Below are 15,096 nucleotides of genomic sequence, written 5' to 3' on the forward strand. Positions count from 1 at the left end.
CGCACGCGCCATACCCAGCTATCGCCGCGGCGTTCCCAGCCATCGGGCTCGGGATCGATCCGGAGGGGAATCAGTATCTCGACCTCGGCATCGAAGGGCCGTGCGTTGGTCAGCGTGACCTGCCACAGCCGCGCGTCCTTCTTGTCAGGGTCCGCCTGGACAAGCGTCTGAATCTGCACCGCGGGGCTGGCGCCGATGTCGTAATCGACCCGCTCATCCTTGGCCTTGTCCCCAATCTTCGCCTCGCCGACGAGCAGCCGGCGTCCGCCGATCGTTTCAAACACCGTGACCGCGCCGGCGGGCAGCGCGAGGCCCAGCCCGTCCGATTCGCGGTTCTGCACGCGCAGCCGCATCATCAGCGGCACCGGGTTCCCGCCGTAATTCTGATAGAGCGTCCCCGCATAAAGCTGTTCGACCGCGACCCTGTCCTTCGCCAGCAGCGCCACCTGCTTCTGCCCCTTTGCCGACACATCGACACGAAAGGGGATGCGATAGAATTTGAGGTCGCCCAGATCCTCGGCCGGCGGCGGGGGTGGTGGAGGCGGCGCCGGGGCGGCCACCATCATCGGCGGTGGAGGCGGCCCGCGCCGATCGCGGCGCTGCGCCGTCACGATCACCTCCGACGCCGCATCTTCATCATAGCTCTGCTCGAACTCGATGATCGGCGGCAGCTCCCACAGGGGATGCGTGCTCGTGATGTCCATCGGCCAGCATTTGAGGACGAGCGGCCCCGGGGTGCTGCGCGGCAGCGGCGGGCTGTACATCTTGTTGAGGCGGCCCGCGATCACGTTGAGCTGCGCGCCCGGGAAACTCGTCACCCCGCCGTTCGCGACGGTGATCCAGCCGGTCAGCCCCAGCGTCTTTCCATCGGTGCCGCGATCGGCGACATAATTGGCGGCCCAGTCGAACCCTTCGGCGAGATAGAGGAGCTGCACCTTCACCGTGCGCGCGCCCTTGCTCTCGACGAGCACCGACAGCGTCGGCTTGGCCGAAAGATCCTTGGGCACCTGGCGATAGAGCATCCGCTCGGGAAGGCCCGAACAGGCGAGCGCCTCGACCCCGGCCGCGGTCTGGACGATCACCCCGCCGTTGGGACCCGACTGAATCACCGCGTCCTGTTCGACGACCTTTCCGGTGGCAAGGCTGGTACGCCGCAAGGTGACGCTGCGCTTCAGATAGGCATCGACCAATCCCGCGGGCGACAGCAACCGCGCGTCGCGATTCTTTTCGATCACCCCGCCGGGCAGGCCGCTGAGCACCGCGGTTTCGGGCAGCAACCCTTCGGCCACGCCTTCGAATCGCAGCACCGACGTCCCGGCAGGCAGCGTGACGGTGCGCGTTTCGGTGATGAAGGCGAAGCCCTGCGGCCAGTTCGGGTCGATCGGCCCGCCGCCGCGCGACGGCGCGCGATAGACGGTGACCGCGGCATCGTCGATTTTGGCCGACACGACGACCGGCGCCGAAGCCTGAGCAAGCGCGGGCGCCGGCGCCAGCAGCGCCGCGACCCACAACAGCAGCGGCCAGGCCCGCATCGCGTGGATCTCAGTAACGCGAATCGAATGTGACGGTCAGGTCGACCTTGCCGTTCGCGGGCACCGGCACCTGCCATTCGACGCGGTCGGCCGAAATGCGCTCGCCCTTCAGGCTTTCGTCGCTGATCCGGACGTCGCCATAAAGGCCGTCCTGCGCGAGCAGCACCGTGACCGGCGCCGGGCGCGCGTTGCTGACGGTGTATTTCATCTTGGTCACCCAGCGCGAATCGCCCTTGCGCGTGCGCGACACGACGGTCGGCTGGACCTTCACGTCGAAGGCATCGCCGGTGCGCAGCGACATCGCCGATCCCATCGGCGTGTGGCCGATGGCATTTTCGCCGATAAACTGCGGGTCGCCGCGCGCGTCGCGCATATAGACGCGAATCGTCCCTGCGGGCAGCTGATCGCCGAGCCCGCCCTGCCGCGACGTCGAGAAGCGCAGCACGCTCGCGGTGCTGACGGGCTCGTTGTTGCTGCCGAGCCAGCGATTGACATATTCATAGGTCGATCGCGCGGGCGCGCCCTTCACGTCGAGGAAACTCACCTGCTTCTGCTGCGCGTTGGCGATCGTCGTCCGCTGCGCGAGCGGGTAGAGATAATAGTCGCCGAGCCGTTCGCGGTCGTTCGATTCGGTCCCCGCCGAATCCATCGCGCCGCTCATCTGGCGAAAGCCCCCGCCCCCGCCCGGGCTACCCGCGACGAGCAGGGTGCGCGCATTGGTGAAGGTCGTGCCGGTGCTGTTGGTCAGCGTCACCCAGCCCTGAATATCCATCGCGCCCTTCGCGGCGTCGAACAGCGCAACATAGTCGGCGGTCCAGCCGAGGTTCGGGGTGAGATAGGACAGTCGCGTCGGGACGGTGCCGGCATTGGCCGCATCTACCGTCACCGACAATGTCGGGCGCGCGCGCAGATTCGGCGGCAGCCGGTCGAACACCGCGCGGACGGGCAGGCCGTCATCGCGCAGCACCTCGATCCGTTCGCCGATCTGCAGCACGATGCCGCCGTTCGCCGCGAGCACCTTCGCGCGCTCGGTGCGCTCGGCGCCGGTCGCGGGGTTGGTGCGGACCAGGGTGATCGACTGGCCGACCGCCTTGTCCATCAGCTTGTCGGGGGTGAGCAGGTCGAAATCGAAATTCTGTTCGACGATTCCGATGCCGGGGCCCGAGAGAGTTACGGTTTCGGGGCGGATGCGCGCCGACACGTCGGGAAACTCGATGCGGTTGCGCCCGGCGGCGACGCTCAGTTGGCGGTCGTCCTGCACCAGCGACTGGCCATTATTATATATCGTGACCGCGACATCGCCCTGCGCGTTGCCGGTCGCGGCGTCCTGCGCAAAAAGGGGTGCCGACGTCCCGCCGACGAGCAGCGGCAAACAGGCCAAGGCCAACACGCGCATAAAAAAACCTCCCCGCAGGATATGTCCCGCGGGGAGGCTATGTCATGCGAATCGGAAAAACCAGCGTGAAATCGCTGACTTATTCGGCCGCTTCGACGTCGGTGTTGCGCGTCGCCAGCGTGCGGCGCGTGCGGCGCGGCTTGGCAGCCGGCGCTTCACCCTCGGCATCGCTTTCGGCGCTGCGTTCGGGACGGCCGATCGCGGGCGGCAGGACCGCGGTGTCGATCCCGGCGTCGCCCTTATCGGCGCTGTCTTCCTGGCGCGGACGGCGGGCCGGGCGGCGCGCGGGACGCGGAGCGGGTTCCTGCTCGGCGGCCTCTTCGCGCACGGGGGCTTCGCTGCGATCGTTCCGGTCGCCTTGCGCTTCATCCTCGTCACGGTTGCGAACAGGACGCGCGCGCGCCGACTGGCGGTTGCCGCGATTATCATCGTCGCGATTGCCGCGCGGTTCGCGGTTGCCGCGATTGTCGTCGTCACGGTTGCCGCGATTGTCGCGCGGGGCCCGGTCGCCCCGATCGTTGCGGTCGCCCCGATCGTTACCGCGATCGTTCCGCTCGCCGCGGTCGTCGCCATTGTCGCCGTCGTCGCGGCCGGTGTCGGCTTCGAAATCGCTGTCGGTATCGTCGTGGCCGTCGAAATCTTCGACGCCGCGAATCTCGCGGCTGCGGTCGTGGCTGCGTTCCTGTCCGTTCGCCGCGTTCTTTTCTTCCTGCCGGGCGCGGAAGTCGCTCACGACGCGGAAATAATGGTCGGCGAACTGCAGATAATATTCGGTCTGGACCCGGTCGCCGGCAAGCTGCGCGTCGCGCGCGAGGTTGCGGTACTTCTCGATCATCTGGGCGCCGTTGCCGCGCGCGCGGCTGTCGATGCGGTTGGCCTGATCGACACCGCCGCGTCCACCCGACTGCGGCCGATTATTGTTGTTGCTGTTGTTGTTACGGCCGCGACGGCGACCGTTCTGTCGGTTGTTCATGTTCAACTGAGACATCCTGTCGATAAGCTAATAAGCTACGCCAACCCCTTTTGGCCGACCGCGCCACCTGCGCGTCGTGCCCGCGCTCCTTGCGCGGCCTTGCCCTTTACCGCTTGCACCGGACCCCACGGTCCCGCGCCAGCATCGTAAGTGGGAAGCAGACCAGTCGGACCAGTATCGATGCTGTCCGCATCGCCAAAGGGACCCCGATCAGGTCTGTGAGCCGCCCCTACCGCGCTTTGTAGCGGAAACCAAGCAAATTCTTGTGGGGCCGTCAGGCGCGGGTCAGCAAAAGCGCCCTGTCGCGGCCGCCCAGATCCTGTCTGCCGGCGACCTTGAATCCCGCAGTTTCGGCGAGCTCACCAACTAAGATGTGTTGCGTTTGCCCGATTTCAAGGGCCGCCAGGCCGCCGGGCGCCAAAAGGCGCGGCAAATCGGGGATGATGCGGCGATAGTCGTCGAGCCCGTCGGCGCCGGCAAAAAGCGCGCCCGCGGGCTCGTGCCCGGCGACATCGGGCATCAATTGTTCATCGTCGGCGATGTACGGCGGGTTGCAGAGGATGAGGTCGAACCGCCCCTCGATACCCGCGCTCCAATCGCCCAATCGAAATTCGCTGCGATCCGTCAACCCCAGCGCATCGGCGTTGGCGCGCGCATAGACCAGCGCCGCCTCGCTCGCATCGATCCCCAGCCCCGTCGCGCGCGGCCATTCGGCCAGTGCCGCGAGGAGCAGGGTTCCGGGGCCGGTGCCCAGATCGAGCACATGGCTCGGCGCGCCAGCGCCGAAATGCCGAACCGACGCTTCGATCAACGTCTCGCTATCCGGCCGCGGAATCAGCGCGCCGGCGCCGACCTTCAGCCGGATCGTCCAGAAATCGCGATAACCGACGATATAGGCGACGGGTTCGTGCAGCAGCCGCCGTTCAACCAGTGCTGTGAAACCCTCGGGCACGGTAAAGCGCGCCGGATCGAGCAGCAGCGCCTGCCACTCGACGCCCAGCGCGTGCGCCATCAAGAGTTCGGCATCGAGGCGCGGCGTGTCGGACACCGCCGCGAGCCGCTGCGCCGCGTCGCGCAGCGCGGACGCGACGTCAGTCACCCAATCCCGCCAGCCGCTGCGCCTGATCCTCGGCGATCAACGCGTCGATCAGCTCGTCCATCGCGCCCTCGATGATTTCGGGCAGACGGTGGAGCGTCAGGTTGATGCGGTGGTCGGTGACGCGCCCTTGCGGGAAATTATAGGTGCGGATGCGTTCGGAGCGGTCGCCCGACCCGACCATCGACTTGCGCGCCGACGCCTCGGCGCTGTGGATCTTCTCGCGCTCGAGGTCATAGAGCCGCGCGCGCAGCACCTGCATCGCCTTCGCACGATTCTTGTGCTGACTGCGCTGGTCCTGCTGGATCACGACGAGGCCGCTCGGGATATGCGTGATGCGAATCGCCGAGTCGGTCGTGTTGACGTGCTGCCCGCCCGCGCCCGACGCGCGATAGATGTCGATCTTGAGGTCGCTGTCGTTGATCGCGACGTCGACCTCCTCGGCCTCGGGCAGCACCGCGACCGTCGCGGCGCTGGTGTGGATGCGCCCCTGGCTTTCGGTCGCGGGAACGCGCTGGACGCGGTGGACGCCGCTTTCGAACTTCAATTTGGCGAAGACGCCCTGCCCCGTCACCGACGCGACGACTTCCTTGTACCCGCCCATTTCGGCTTCGTTCGCCGAAATGACTTCGACCTTCCAGCCCTGCCCATCGGCGTAGCGGCTGTACATGCGCAGCAAATCGCCCGCGAACAGCGCCGCCTCGTCGCCGCCGGTCCCGGCGCGGATTTCGAGCATCGCCGCGCGCTCATCGGCGACATCCTTAGGGAGCAATTTGATCGCAAGATCATGCTCGGCGGCGGGCAAGGCTTCCTCGACCGCGGCGATCTCCTCCGCCGCCATCGCTTTCATCTCGGGATCGGCGAGCATTTCGTTCAGCGACATGAGTTCGCCGCGCAGCCGCACGACCTCGCGCGCCGCGGTCGCAACGGGTTCGAGCTCGGCAAACTCCTTCGACGCCGCAACGAAATCGACCGGTGCCATATCGCCCGTCGCCATGCGCGCTTGCAACGCCGCGTGACGCTCGATGATGGCGTCGATCTGCTTTTCGGAAACATTAGCCATCAGAGTGCGCGGACGACCGCCTCGACCTGCTTTGCCCGGTCGCCATCACCACGGACATTGATATGGAGAGCGCCATCGCGCGTGCCGACCGAGATCAGGGCATACGCGGGAATTTTCGCCGCCTTGTCGAAGCGCTTGCGCGGCGAGCCGCTCGCGACGATTTCGGTCGCGAAACCGCCGTTGCGCAGCGCCGCGAGCGCCTTCATCGCGACCGCGAGCTGGCTGTCGTCCTCAACAGCGATCACGGCATCGAGACGCGTGTCGATGACATCGTCGGCGAGCAGCATCGCCAGCCGCTCGATCCCCGCCGCCCAGCCCACCGCCGGGGTCGCGGGACCGCCAAGATTCTCGATCAACCCGTCGTAGCGCCCGCCGCCGAGCACCGTGCCCTGCGCGCCGAGCCGTTCGGTGACGAATTCGAACGCGGTGTGGCGATAATAGTCGAGCCCGCGCACGAGCCGCGCGTTGCGTTCCCAAGCGACGCCCGCGGCGTCGAGGCCGGAGGTGACCGCGCCGAAGAAATCCTGCGCCTCGCCGGTAAGGAACGCGTCGATGTCGGGCGCGCTGTCGGCGATCGGGCGGTCCTTCGGGTCCTTGCTGTCGAGGATGCGCAGCGGATTCTTGTCGAGCCGCGCGAGGCTGTCTTCGGACAGATCACCGCGGTGCGCTTCGAAATGCTCGACCAGCGCCGCGCGCCATGCATCGCGACTCGCGGCATCGCCGAGCGTGTTGAGTGTCAGCGTCACGCCCTCGCTTATGCCAAGCTCTTTCAGGAGCTGGTCGGCGAACACGAGCAGTTCGGCGTCGGCCAGCGGGCTGTCGCTGCCGAGCACTTCGGCGTCGAGCTGGTGGAATTGACGATAACGTCCCTTTTGCGGGCGCTCGTAACGGAACAGCGGGCCATGCGTCGCGACCTTCAGCGGCGCGAAATGCTGCCAGCCGTTGGTGACATAGGCGCGTGCAATGCCCGCGGTGAATTCGGGACGCAGCGTGATCGATTCGCCGCCGCGATCCTCGAACGAATACATTTCCTTCGACACGACGTCGGTCGTCTCGCCCAAGGAGCGCGCGAACACCGCGGTCGGCTCGATCACCGGCACTTCGATGCGCTTGTAGCCATAGAGGCGGCGCACGCGTTCGAACGTCTCGACGACGTGCGCGAAACGGTCGGCGAAATCGCCAAGCATGTCCTGGGTGCCGCGTACCGCCTGCGGCGTTGGAATTTTCGCGCTTTTGTCCTTGCTCATGCGCGGCGCATCTAATGGTTTTTCGTCGAAAGGCAAAGTGCGCTTGCAGAGCCGCCGCTGGACCTGCGCTCCATTTGGCGGCAGAGGTGCGGCATGAAAAAAGCACTGTTCGTCGCAGCGGCGGTCATCGCCGCACCCATCGCCTTTTCGCCCGCCACCGCCCAGGACGGCAACAGCCGCCCCCAGCCGGTGGTCCAGCCGCTGACCATTCCGCTGCCCGCCGACCGGCCCTATCCGGGCACGATGCAGCTCAAGGTCGACGCGACCGACTTCGCCCGCGGCATCTTCCATGTGCGCCAGACGATCCCCGTGGCGAAGGCGGGGAAGCTCACCCTGCTCTATCCCGAATGGCTTCCGGGCAAGCACGCGCCGCGCGGCGCGATCGCCGAAATGGCGGGTTTCAGGGCGAGCGCCGGCGGCAAATCGTTGATCTGGACGCGCCAGCCGACCGACGTCTACGCCTTCGACATCGATGTTCCCGCGGGCACGAAGAGCATCGACATCACCTTCGACTTCCTCTCGCCGACACGGACGAGCGAGGGTCGCGTCGTCGTAACCCCGGCGATGATGAACCTGCAGTGGGAGCAGGTCAGCCTCTACCCCGCGGGCTATTTCACCCGCGCGATCCCGGTGCAGCTCGAAGTCACGCTGCCTGACGGCTGGACCGGCGCCTCGGCGCTCGACGGGCTCAAAGTGTCGGGCAACCGCTACAGCTACGCGCCGACCAATTATGAGGTGCTCGTCGACAGCCCGATGTTCGCCGGCAAGTTTTTCCGCAAATGGGACCTCGGCAACAAGGTGACTCTCAACGTCGTCGCCGACGAACCCAAATATCTCGAGGCAAGCCCCGACCATATCGCGCGCCACGCCGCGCTGGTGTCCGAAGCCGTCGCGCTGTTCGGCGTCCGCCATTTCGACCGCTATGAATTCCTGCTCGCGCTCACCGACGAACTCGGCGGCATCGGGCTCGAACATCATCGGTCGAGCGAAAACAGCCGCAATGTCGACTATTTCACCAAATGGAACGACAATGACAGCGAGCGCGGACTGCTTCCGCACGAGCTGACGCACAGCTGGAACGGCAAATACCGCCGCCCAGACAAGATGTGGACCCCCGACTATCGCACCCCGATGCAGGACAATCTGCTGTGGGTTTACGAAGGACAAACCAGCTTCTGGGACCTCGTCCTCGCCGGCCGCTCGGGAATGCAGTCGAAGGAGATGATCCTCGCCGAATGGGCGACCAATGCCGGCAGTTACAGCGTCCAGCCGGGGCGCCAGTGGCGTTCGGTCGAAGATACGACGCTCGACCCGATCATCGCGGCGCGCAAACCCAAGCCGTTCGCGAGCTGGTCGCGCAGCGAGGATTATTACAACGAAGGGTCGCTGATGTGGCTCGACGCCGACATGTTGATTCGGCAGGCGACGAACAACGCCAAGAGCCTCGACGATTTCGCCCGCGCCTTTTTCGGCGGGCGCGAGGGCGACTGGGGGCAGGACACCTATGATTTCGACGATGTCGTCGCGGCGCTGAACGCGGTTCACCCCCATGACTGGGCGAGCTTCCTGCGTGAACGCATGCAGGCGAGCGGGCGGCCGGCGCCCACCGGCGGGATCGAGCGCGCGGGATACCGCCTCGTCTGGCGCGACGCGCCCAATGTCTATGACCGCGACCGCATGGCGCAGGCGAAGAATACCGACCTCACCCATTCGCTGGGGATGACGATCGACAAGGACGGCGTTGCGACCGGTATCCTGTGGGACGGTCCCGCGTTCAAGGCCGACATCGTGGGCGGCACGAAGATCGTCGCGGTCGATGGGCTGAGCTACAGCCGCGAGCGGATCGAAGCGGCGATTCGCGCCGCAACCGACGCCAAGACCCCGGTGCGCCTGCTCGTCGAACGCGGCGGGCGCTATCGCAACATCGAGATCGACTATCATGCCGGGCTGCGCTGGCCGCATCTCGAAAAAACCGGGAGTGGCCCCGACTGGTTCGATCCGCTATTGGCGCCGCGCCGCCGCCTGTAAAAGATTCGGCGGAGAACAGATAAAGGACTGACTTCTCCCATGCGCATCGACCTGATTCCCGCCGGCGACAGCCCGCCCGACAGCCTCAACGTCCTGATCGAAGTTCCGATCGGCGGCGAGCCGGTGAAATATGAATTCGACAAGGCGAGCGGCGCGCTGTTCGTCGACCGCTTCCTGCACACCCCGATGCGCTATCCCGCCAATTACGGCTTCGTCCCGCACACACTGGGCGAGGATGGCGATCCGCTCGATGCCCTCGTCGTCGCGCGTTCGCCGATCGTCGCGGGCGCGGTGGTCAAGTGTCGCCCGATCGGCGTGCTCATGATGGAAGACGATGCCGGCGGCGACGAGAAATTGCTATGCGTGCCGGTCAACAAGACTTTCCCCTATTATGCCGATGTCGCGAGCTACACCGACATGCCGCCGATCGTGCTGCAGCAAATCGAGCATTTCTTCACCCACTATAAGGATCTCGAACCCGGCAAATGGGCGAAGCTCAACGGCTGGGGCGATGTGAATGAGGCGAAGCGCATCATCGTCGAATGCATCGAGCGCGCGAAGAAGGTCGGCTTCTAAGTCTTGTCTTTGGGCGCCGGGCCATCGTCCGGCGCCCCGATAATCCGCACGTCCTGCCGCGGATAGGGGATGGCGATCCCGGCTTCCTTGAAGCGATCCCATATGCCGAGAAACACCTCGCCCTGGATATTGCCGAGTCCCGCCTCGGGGTCCGAAATCCAGTAACGCAGCTCATGCTCGACCGCGCGTTCGCCAAATGCGGTGATCCACACCGCCGGTTCGGGCTCGTTCAGGATGCGCGGGTTCGTCATTGCGGTCTCGATGATCAGCCGCTGTGCAAGCCGCAAATCGCAGGCATAGCCAACAGGTATGCGCATCCGCACGCGCACCTCGGGGCTCGCATAGCTCCAGTTCTCGACCGGCTGCGTCATCAGCAGTTCGTTCGGGATAAGATGTTTCTTGCCGTCGCGGGTGACGACATTGACCGCGCGCACGCCGATCTTCGCAACGCGGCCGACATTGGGCACCCCGCCGGGTAGCGCCGATCCGCCCATCGAACTTCCGTCGCCGACGACGATGATGTCGCCCGGCTTGATCGAACGGTCCATCAGCAGGATGATCCCGGCGATCAGATTGCCGACGGTCTTTTGCAGCCCGAAACCGATCGCGAGGCCCGCCGCGCCCGAGAAGACTGCAAGCGCGGTCAGGTCGATGCCGAGCAGGTCGATGCCGAAAAGCAGCGCAAAGACGAACAGCGCGATCGCGATCAGCTTTTCGGCGAGCAGCCGCTGCGTCGCATCGATCTGGGTGTTGCGGCGGAGCAGCCATTTGATCGACCGCAGGATGATGCGGACCGCGAGATAAAGCAGCACGGCGACGACGATCGTCGAGAACAGCCCATAGAGCGACAGTCGGTACGAGCCGACGTCGATGCCGATCGCCTTCAGCGCCTCGATCGTGCGGAGAACGCCCCCGGGCAGCCCGTCCATCGCGCTTATCCCGCTATCGCGGCAAAGCCGCGTTCGAGATCGGCGATCAGGTCGACCGGATCCTCGAGCCCGATCGACAAGCGGATGAGCGGATCGGGATCGGTCCATATGGTCGCGGTGCGGAGCGACGGCGGATCGCTCGGCACGACCAGGCTTTCATAGCCGCCCCAGCTGAAGCCGATGCCGAAATGGATGAGCGAATCGATGAAACGCGTCCGCGCGGCTTCGTCGACGCCCTTCAGCGTGAAACCGAACAGCCCGCTCGTGCCGGCGAAATCGCGCGCCCAGATCGCATGGCCGGGATCGCCGGGCAGGGCCGGATGCAGCAAGCGGCCGACTTCCGCGCGCGCGGCGAGCCAGTTCGCGACCGCCAGCCCATTCGCGCCGTGGCGCTGCATCCGCACGTCGAGCGTGCGCAGCCCGCGCAGCATCAGCGCGCAATCGTCGGGCGAAACCGCCTGCCCGAGCTGATACGCCGCCTGCCGCAGCCGCGGCCACACCGCCTTGGTCGCGGTCAGCGAGCCCATCATCGCATCGCTGTGCCCGCCGACATATTTGGTGAGGCTCATCATCGTCACGTCGACGCCGTGCGACAACGCCGGGAACAGCAAGGGCGTCGCCCAGGTGTTGTCGAGCATCGTCAGCACGCCGCGAGCCCCCGCGACGCGGGTGATCGCGGGAATATCCTGCACCTCGAACGTCAGGCTGCCCGGCGATTCGAGGAAGATCAGCTTCGTCTCGGGCCGAATCAGGTTGGCGATCCCCGCGCCGACGAGCGGGTCATAGTAGGTCGTCTCGACCCCAAGGCGCGCGAGCATGCCGTTGCAGAAGGCGCGCGTCGGTTCGTAAGCGCTGTCGACCATCAGCAGGTGATCGCCCGGCGACAGCAGCGCGAGCAACCCGGCCGAATTGGCCGCGACCCCCGACGGATAGAGCAAGGTGCCCTCGGCCCCCAGCTCCATCTGCGTCAACGCATCAGCGAGCGCCCACACTGTCGGCGTCCCGCGCCGGCCGTAATAGAGTTTGTCGTGCGTCGCATGGCCGCGCGCCTTCAGGTCGGCGATATTGTCGTAGAGGATCGTCGAGGCCCGCCATACCGGCGGGTTGACGACGCCGCCGCCCAGCCGCGGGTCGCCGGTCCATTCGGGACGCCGTCCGCCCTGCACGAGTTTCGTCGCAGGGCGGAGGCTGTCATCGTCGCTGTTGCTCATCCCCGCCTTGTTAGCGGAGCACCGGCCAAAATCTACCCTTCGCCAAGAGGATATTCGGGCCGGATTTGGGTCAGGCGGCGCCGGTCGCCTTGGGTGTCGCGGGATCGGCGCCCCATTCGACCCAGCTGCCGTCATAGACCGCGACGTCATCCTTGCCGAGGAGGTGCGCGCCGAATGCGACGACGGTCGCGGTCATGCCGCTGCCGCAGGTGGTGATGAGCGGTTTGTCGAGATCGACCCCGGCGGCGTCGAACGCGGCCTTCAGATCGTCGCCGCGCTTCCATGTGCCGTCGGCGTTGAACAGCTGGCCGTGCGGCAGGCTGCGCGAGTTCGGGATATGGCCGGGAGCAAGACCCGGGCGCGGATCGCGTTCTTCGCCGGTGAAGCGCGCCGCCGGGCGCGCATCGACCACCTGTTCGGCGGCGCTGCCAACGTTTGCGAGCATCTGCTCCTTCGTGCGCACCGCCTTGGCATCGCGCCACACGGTGAAGTGACGATGCCGCAGCGTCTGCTTGCCCATTTCGAGCCCGCGGCCTTCGGCCTTCCACTTGGCGAGGCCGCCGTCGAGCAGCGCGACGTCATGCGCGCCGAACAGCTTCAACAGCCACCAGCCGCGCGCCGCGCTCTTCAGTGGGCTGTCGTCGTAAAGCACGATGCGGCTGCCATCGCCGAGGCCGAGCGACTGCATGCGGCTGGCGAATTTCTCGGCCTGCGGCGCCATATTGTCGATATCGCTCGACGGATCGGTCAGTTCGGCCAGGTCCATGAATACCGCGCCGGGGATGTGGCCCGCTTCATATTCGGCGCGCGCATCGCGTCCCTCGTCGGCAAGGAATTTCGTCGCATCGACGACCCGCAGGTCCGATGCCCCCAGTTCGCGTTCCAGCCAGTCGGTTGAGACCAAGGCGTCCATGTCATGCTCCTGTTGCGACCGGTCGGGAACATGTTTGCCTGTCCCTCGCCCGGCCATCCTGCTGTGGCTCTGTTTTCCTGGGGACAACAAGCCTATGCCCCCACCCTCGCTTTTTCAAGCGCAGTCGATCCTGCCCCAGCCGATGCTGCACCGCAACAAAAAACCAGTGCCGTTTTGAGCCAAACTATTGAGCGCGCTTGACGGCGGTCGAGCGCGCTGCGGGCCGATCGACGGTATAGGATGCGCGGTCGAGCGGCAGCGGTGCGAGCTTTTCGCTCCCGCTCGCACCCTGTTCGCGGCCGAGGACAAAACTGCCGGCATTCTGGCCGAAGGCATCGCCCTCGCCATCCCAATGATAGGTCACGTCGAACGCGATAACGGGGACCAGCATCGGCTTGCCGCCGATCATCAGCGGCTCGATCGCGGCGCGCGGCAGCATGACCTCGGTCGACAATTCCTCGCCTGCGCCGGGCGCAAGCATCATATCGTCGCGCAGCACGCTGCCGCCCGCGCCGTCGAAGAAGCGCGCCAGCACCGGTTCGGTCATCGCCGATCCCTGGTTGAGCGCGATGCGGACCATCAGGCCGGTCGCCGCGGTCGCCCCCTGATTCATGAGGTGAAGCGCAAAGCCGACCGCCACATGGTCGGCGGCGAAGCGGATGCTGCGAATCTCGAGCGCCATGCCGATGATCGCGCGCTTTTCAGCCGCGGGACGCGTGACAAGCGGCGAAGGCGCAGGCCGCTCGGGCGGCGCAAGCGGCGCGCGCGCAGGCGGGGGCGCGGCCGGGCGCGGCGCCACCGGCTGCGTTGGCTTCGGCGCGGAGGGCTTTGGCGAAGCTGGCGACGCGGCGCGCTGAGCCGGCGGTGTCGGCGCCGGACGCGACGCCTCGGGCGCTTCGTCGATGGCCGCGCCGGCCGGCGCGGCACGGCGGCGCCAGTACCAGAAACCAGCGCCCGCAGCCGCCAGCGCGGCAAGCACCCAGGCCCAGACCGGCGTGCCCGACGGCTCGTTCGCGGGAGCCGCCGCGACAGGCGTTTCGTCATTGGTGACGGGTACGGCGTCGGCGGCCGTGGGCGGCGCAGCGGTCTCAAGCGGCGGCAATGCTGAATTGTCGGTCGTGGCGGGCGGCGCCGGGTTTGCGGTTTCCGGTGCGGCCGTACGCGGAGCCGCTACCGCGGGGGCGCCCCGCCGTGTTGGTGCCGGCGCGGGTGTCGGGGTGGCGGTCGCCGGCTGGGTGGGTGCGACGCGCCGCGGCGCCACCGGCTGTGTCGGCGTCGGCGCGGGGGTGGGTGTCGGCTGGCCGCGGCGCTCACCCGGCGCCACTGGTGGCAGGCCATTGTCCGAGGGACCCTGCACACCCGGCGTACGGCCGTCATCGGCGGGCGGCGGCAGGCGGAAGTCGATCGGGCGTGAGGAGGTTCCGGTGTCCTGCGCGCGCGCGGGCATCGCCGCGCTCAGCATCGCCGCAGCCAGCGCCAGCGTCGCCACCTGTTCTCGCCCGAAGTTACGCACCGTCATCTTGTCCGCGATCCCACACTACCCATATCTCGCACACGCCGCTGAATTGGCGCTGAACCTTGCGGCCGCTTCCGTTCAACCATATCGGTGACATCGGCGCCGCTGCGCACTAGAGCCTTTCCATGACCGATTCCACCCCTACCCCGCTCCAGCCGAAACATCTCGGCCAATCCAGCGAACTTCCTGCCTCGCCCGAGGCCGCGGTTCTCGACTATGTGCCCAATCCGCGCGCCGGCGAGCTCTATCTCGTCCGCTTCGCGGCGCCCGAGTTCACCTCGCTCTGCCCGGTGACCGGCCAGCCCGATTTCGCGCATCTCGTCATCGATTATGCGCCCGGCGAAACGATCGTCGAATCGAAGAGCCTGAAGCTGTTCCTTGGGTCCTTCCGCAATCATGCCGGCTTTCACGAGGATTGCACCGTCGGCATCGGCCGCCGCCTGTTCGATGAGATGCAGCCCCGGTGGCTGCGCATCGGCGGTTACTGGTATCCGCGCGGCGGCATCCCAATCGACGTCTTCTGGCAATCGAGCGCGCCGCCCGCCGACCTGTGGCTTCCCGATCAGGGCGTGGCACCCTATCGCGGACGCGGATGATAATTCATCTTTCCGTCACA

At 66.6% G+C, this 15,096-nt stretch carries 13 protein-coding genes (1 of these 13 cut by a window edge); 3 read left to right on the top strand and 10 right to left on the bottom strand.

All coding sequences use genetic code 11. From position 1 onward, the window contains the following. The 6 genes from ASD73_RS12080 to hisS all read right to left on the bottom strand — a co-directional run. A protein-coding gene (locus ASD73_RS12080; RefSeq protein WP_156377368.1) for a DUF4139 domain-containing protein crosses the window boundary here: on the bottom strand, positions 1–1,532 show its 5' portion. It extends 46 nt beyond the left edge of the window; the window shows 1,532 of its 1,578 coding nt (coding positions 1–1,532); its start codon is at positions 1,530–1,532; its stop codon lies beyond the left edge, outside the window. Between the two features lie 10 nt (positions 1,533–1,542). After that, positions 1,543–2,928 (bottom strand): DUF4139 domain-containing protein, encoded by a 1,386-nt coding sequence (locus ASD73_RS12085; protein WP_056372626.1) that lies wholly within the window; start codon positions 2,926–2,928, stop codon positions 1,543–1,545. A 79-nt stretch (positions 2,929–3,007) separates the two neighbouring features. Beyond that, positions 3,008–3,901, bottom strand: coding sequence for a DUF4167 domain-containing protein (locus ASD73_RS12090; protein ID WP_235534351.1), 894 nt, complete (start codon positions 3,899–3,901; stop codon positions 3,008–3,010). 274 nt (positions 3,902–4,175) lie between these two features. Continuing rightward, the gene (prmC, locus tag ASD73_RS12095; RefSeq protein ID WP_056372630.1) at positions 4,176–5,000 is read right to left on the bottom strand and encodes a peptide chain release factor N(5)-glutamine methyltransferase; all 825 of its coding nucleotides are present in this window, start codon (positions 4,998–5,000) and stop codon (positions 4,176–4,178) included. Further along, positions 4,993–6,060, bottom strand: coding sequence for a peptide chain release factor 1 (gene prfA, locus ASD73_RS12100; protein ID WP_056372632.1), 1,068 nt, complete (start codon positions 6,058–6,060; stop codon positions 4,993–4,995). Before prfA ends, prmC begins: the two co-directional genes overlap by 8 nt. Continuing rightward, on the bottom strand, positions 6,060–7,307 hold the full coding sequence (gene hisS, locus ASD73_RS12105; protein ID WP_056372634.1) for a histidine--tRNA ligase: 1,248 nt from the start codon (positions 7,305–7,307) through the stop codon (positions 6,060–6,062). The genes prfA and hisS overlap by 1 nt, the downstream gene beginning before the upstream one ends. Positions 7,308–7,400: 93 nt before the next feature. On the opposite strand from hisS, the gene ASD73_RS12110 reads away from it, so the two are divergent. Then, positions 7,401–9,335: a M61 family metallopeptidase gene (locus ASD73_RS12110; protein ID WP_056372636.1), complete on the top strand. Its 1,935-nt coding sequence runs from the start codon at positions 7,401–7,403 to the stop codon at positions 9,333–9,335. Positions 9,336–9,374: 39 nt separating this feature from the next. After that, entirely contained in the window at positions 9,375–9,911 is a 537-nt protein-coding gene (gene ppa, locus ASD73_RS12115) for an inorganic diphosphatase (protein ID WP_056372638.1), read from the top strand. On the opposite strand, the gene ASD73_RS12120 is transcribed toward ppa, so the two are convergent. The 4 genes from ASD73_RS12120 to ASD73_RS12135 all read right to left on the bottom strand — a co-directional run bounded on the left by ASD73_RS12120 (position 9,908) and on the right by ASD73_RS12135 (position 14,483). After that, entirely contained in the window at positions 9,908–10,840 is a 933-nt protein-coding gene (locus ASD73_RS12120) for a mechanosensitive ion channel family protein (protein WP_056372640.1), read from the bottom strand. The genes ppa and ASD73_RS12120 overlap by 4 nt on opposite strands. 5 nt (positions 10,841–10,845) lie before the next feature. After that, positions 10,846–12,051, bottom strand: coding sequence for a cystathionine beta-lyase (metC, locus tag ASD73_RS12125; protein ID WP_056376058.1), 1,206 nt, complete (start codon positions 12,049–12,051; stop codon positions 10,846–10,848). Positions 12,052–12,121: 70 nt separating this feature from the next. Then, complete coding sequence (gene sseA / locus ASD73_RS12130) at positions 12,122–12,964, bottom strand: 3-mercaptopyruvate sulfurtransferase (protein ID WP_056372641.1); 843 nt, start codon at positions 12,962–12,964, stop codon at positions 12,122–12,124. 184 nt (positions 12,965–13,148) lie between these two features. Continuing rightward, positions 13,149–14,483, bottom strand: a complete 1,335-nt coding sequence (locus ASD73_RS12135) for a hypothetical protein (RefSeq protein ID WP_056372643.1) — start codon at positions 14,481–14,483, stop codon at positions 13,149–13,151. Positions 14,484–14,605: 122 nt separating this feature from the next. On the opposite strand from ASD73_RS12135, the gene queF reads away from it, so the two are divergent. Next, positions 14,606–15,076: a preQ(1) synthase gene (gene queF / locus ASD73_RS12140; protein ID WP_056372646.1), complete on the top strand. Its 471-nt coding sequence runs from the start codon at positions 14,606–14,608 to the stop codon at positions 15,074–15,076. Positions 15,077–15,096: the final 20 nt, after the last annotated feature.

The sequence above is a fragment of the Sphingopyxis sp. Root154 genome, from assembly GCF_001427105.1.
Lineage (GTDB): Bacteria > Pseudomonadota > Alphaproteobacteria > Sphingomonadales > Sphingomonadaceae > Sphingopyxis.

What these genes read in the sequence shown, in the direction of transcription:
- ASD73_RS12085 (WP_056372626.1), bottom strand. Translation starts at nt 2,928, where the DNA reads ATGCGCGTGTTGGCCTTGGCCTGTTTGCCGCTGCTCGTCGGCGGGACG.
- ASD73_RS12090 (WP_235534351.1), bottom strand. Translation starts at nt 3,901, where the DNA reads ATGAACAACCGACAGAACGGTCGCCGTCGCGGCCGTAACAACAACAGC.
- prfA (WP_056372632.1), bottom strand. Translation starts at nt 6,060, where the DNA reads ATGGCTAATGTTTCCGAAAAGCAGATCGACGCCATCATCGAGCGTCAC.
- hisS (WP_056372634.1), bottom strand. Translation starts at nt 7,307, where the DNA reads ATGAGCAAGGACAAAAGCGCGAAAATTCCAACGCCGCAGGCGGTACGC.
- ASD73_RS12110 (WP_056372636.1), top strand. Translation starts at nt 7,401, where the DNA reads ATGAAAAAAGCACTGTTCGTCGCAGCGGCGGTCATCGCCGCACCCATC.
- ppa (WP_056372638.1), top strand. Translation starts at nt 9,375, where the DNA reads ATGCGCATCGACCTGATTCCCGCCGGCGACAGCCCGCCCGACAGCCTC.
- ASD73_RS12120 (WP_056372640.1), bottom strand. Translation starts at nt 10,840, where the DNA reads ATGGACGGGCTGCCCGGGGGCGTTCTCCGCACGATCGAGGCGCTGAAG.
- metC (WP_056376058.1), bottom strand. Translation starts at nt 12,051, where the DNA reads ATGAGCAACAGCGACGATGACAGCCTCCGCCCTGCGACGAAACTCGTG.
- sseA (WP_056372641.1), bottom strand. Translation starts at nt 12,964, where the DNA reads ATGGACGCCTTGGTCTCAACCGACTGGCTGGAACGCGAACTGGGGGCA.
- ASD73_RS12135 (WP_056372643.1), bottom strand. Translation starts at nt 14,483, where the DNA reads ATGACGGTGCGTAACTTCGGGCGAGAACAGGTGGCGACGCTGGCGCTG.
- queF (WP_056372646.1), top strand. Translation starts at nt 14,606, where the DNA reads ATGACCGATTCCACCCCTACCCCGCTCCAGCCGAAACATCTCGGCCAA.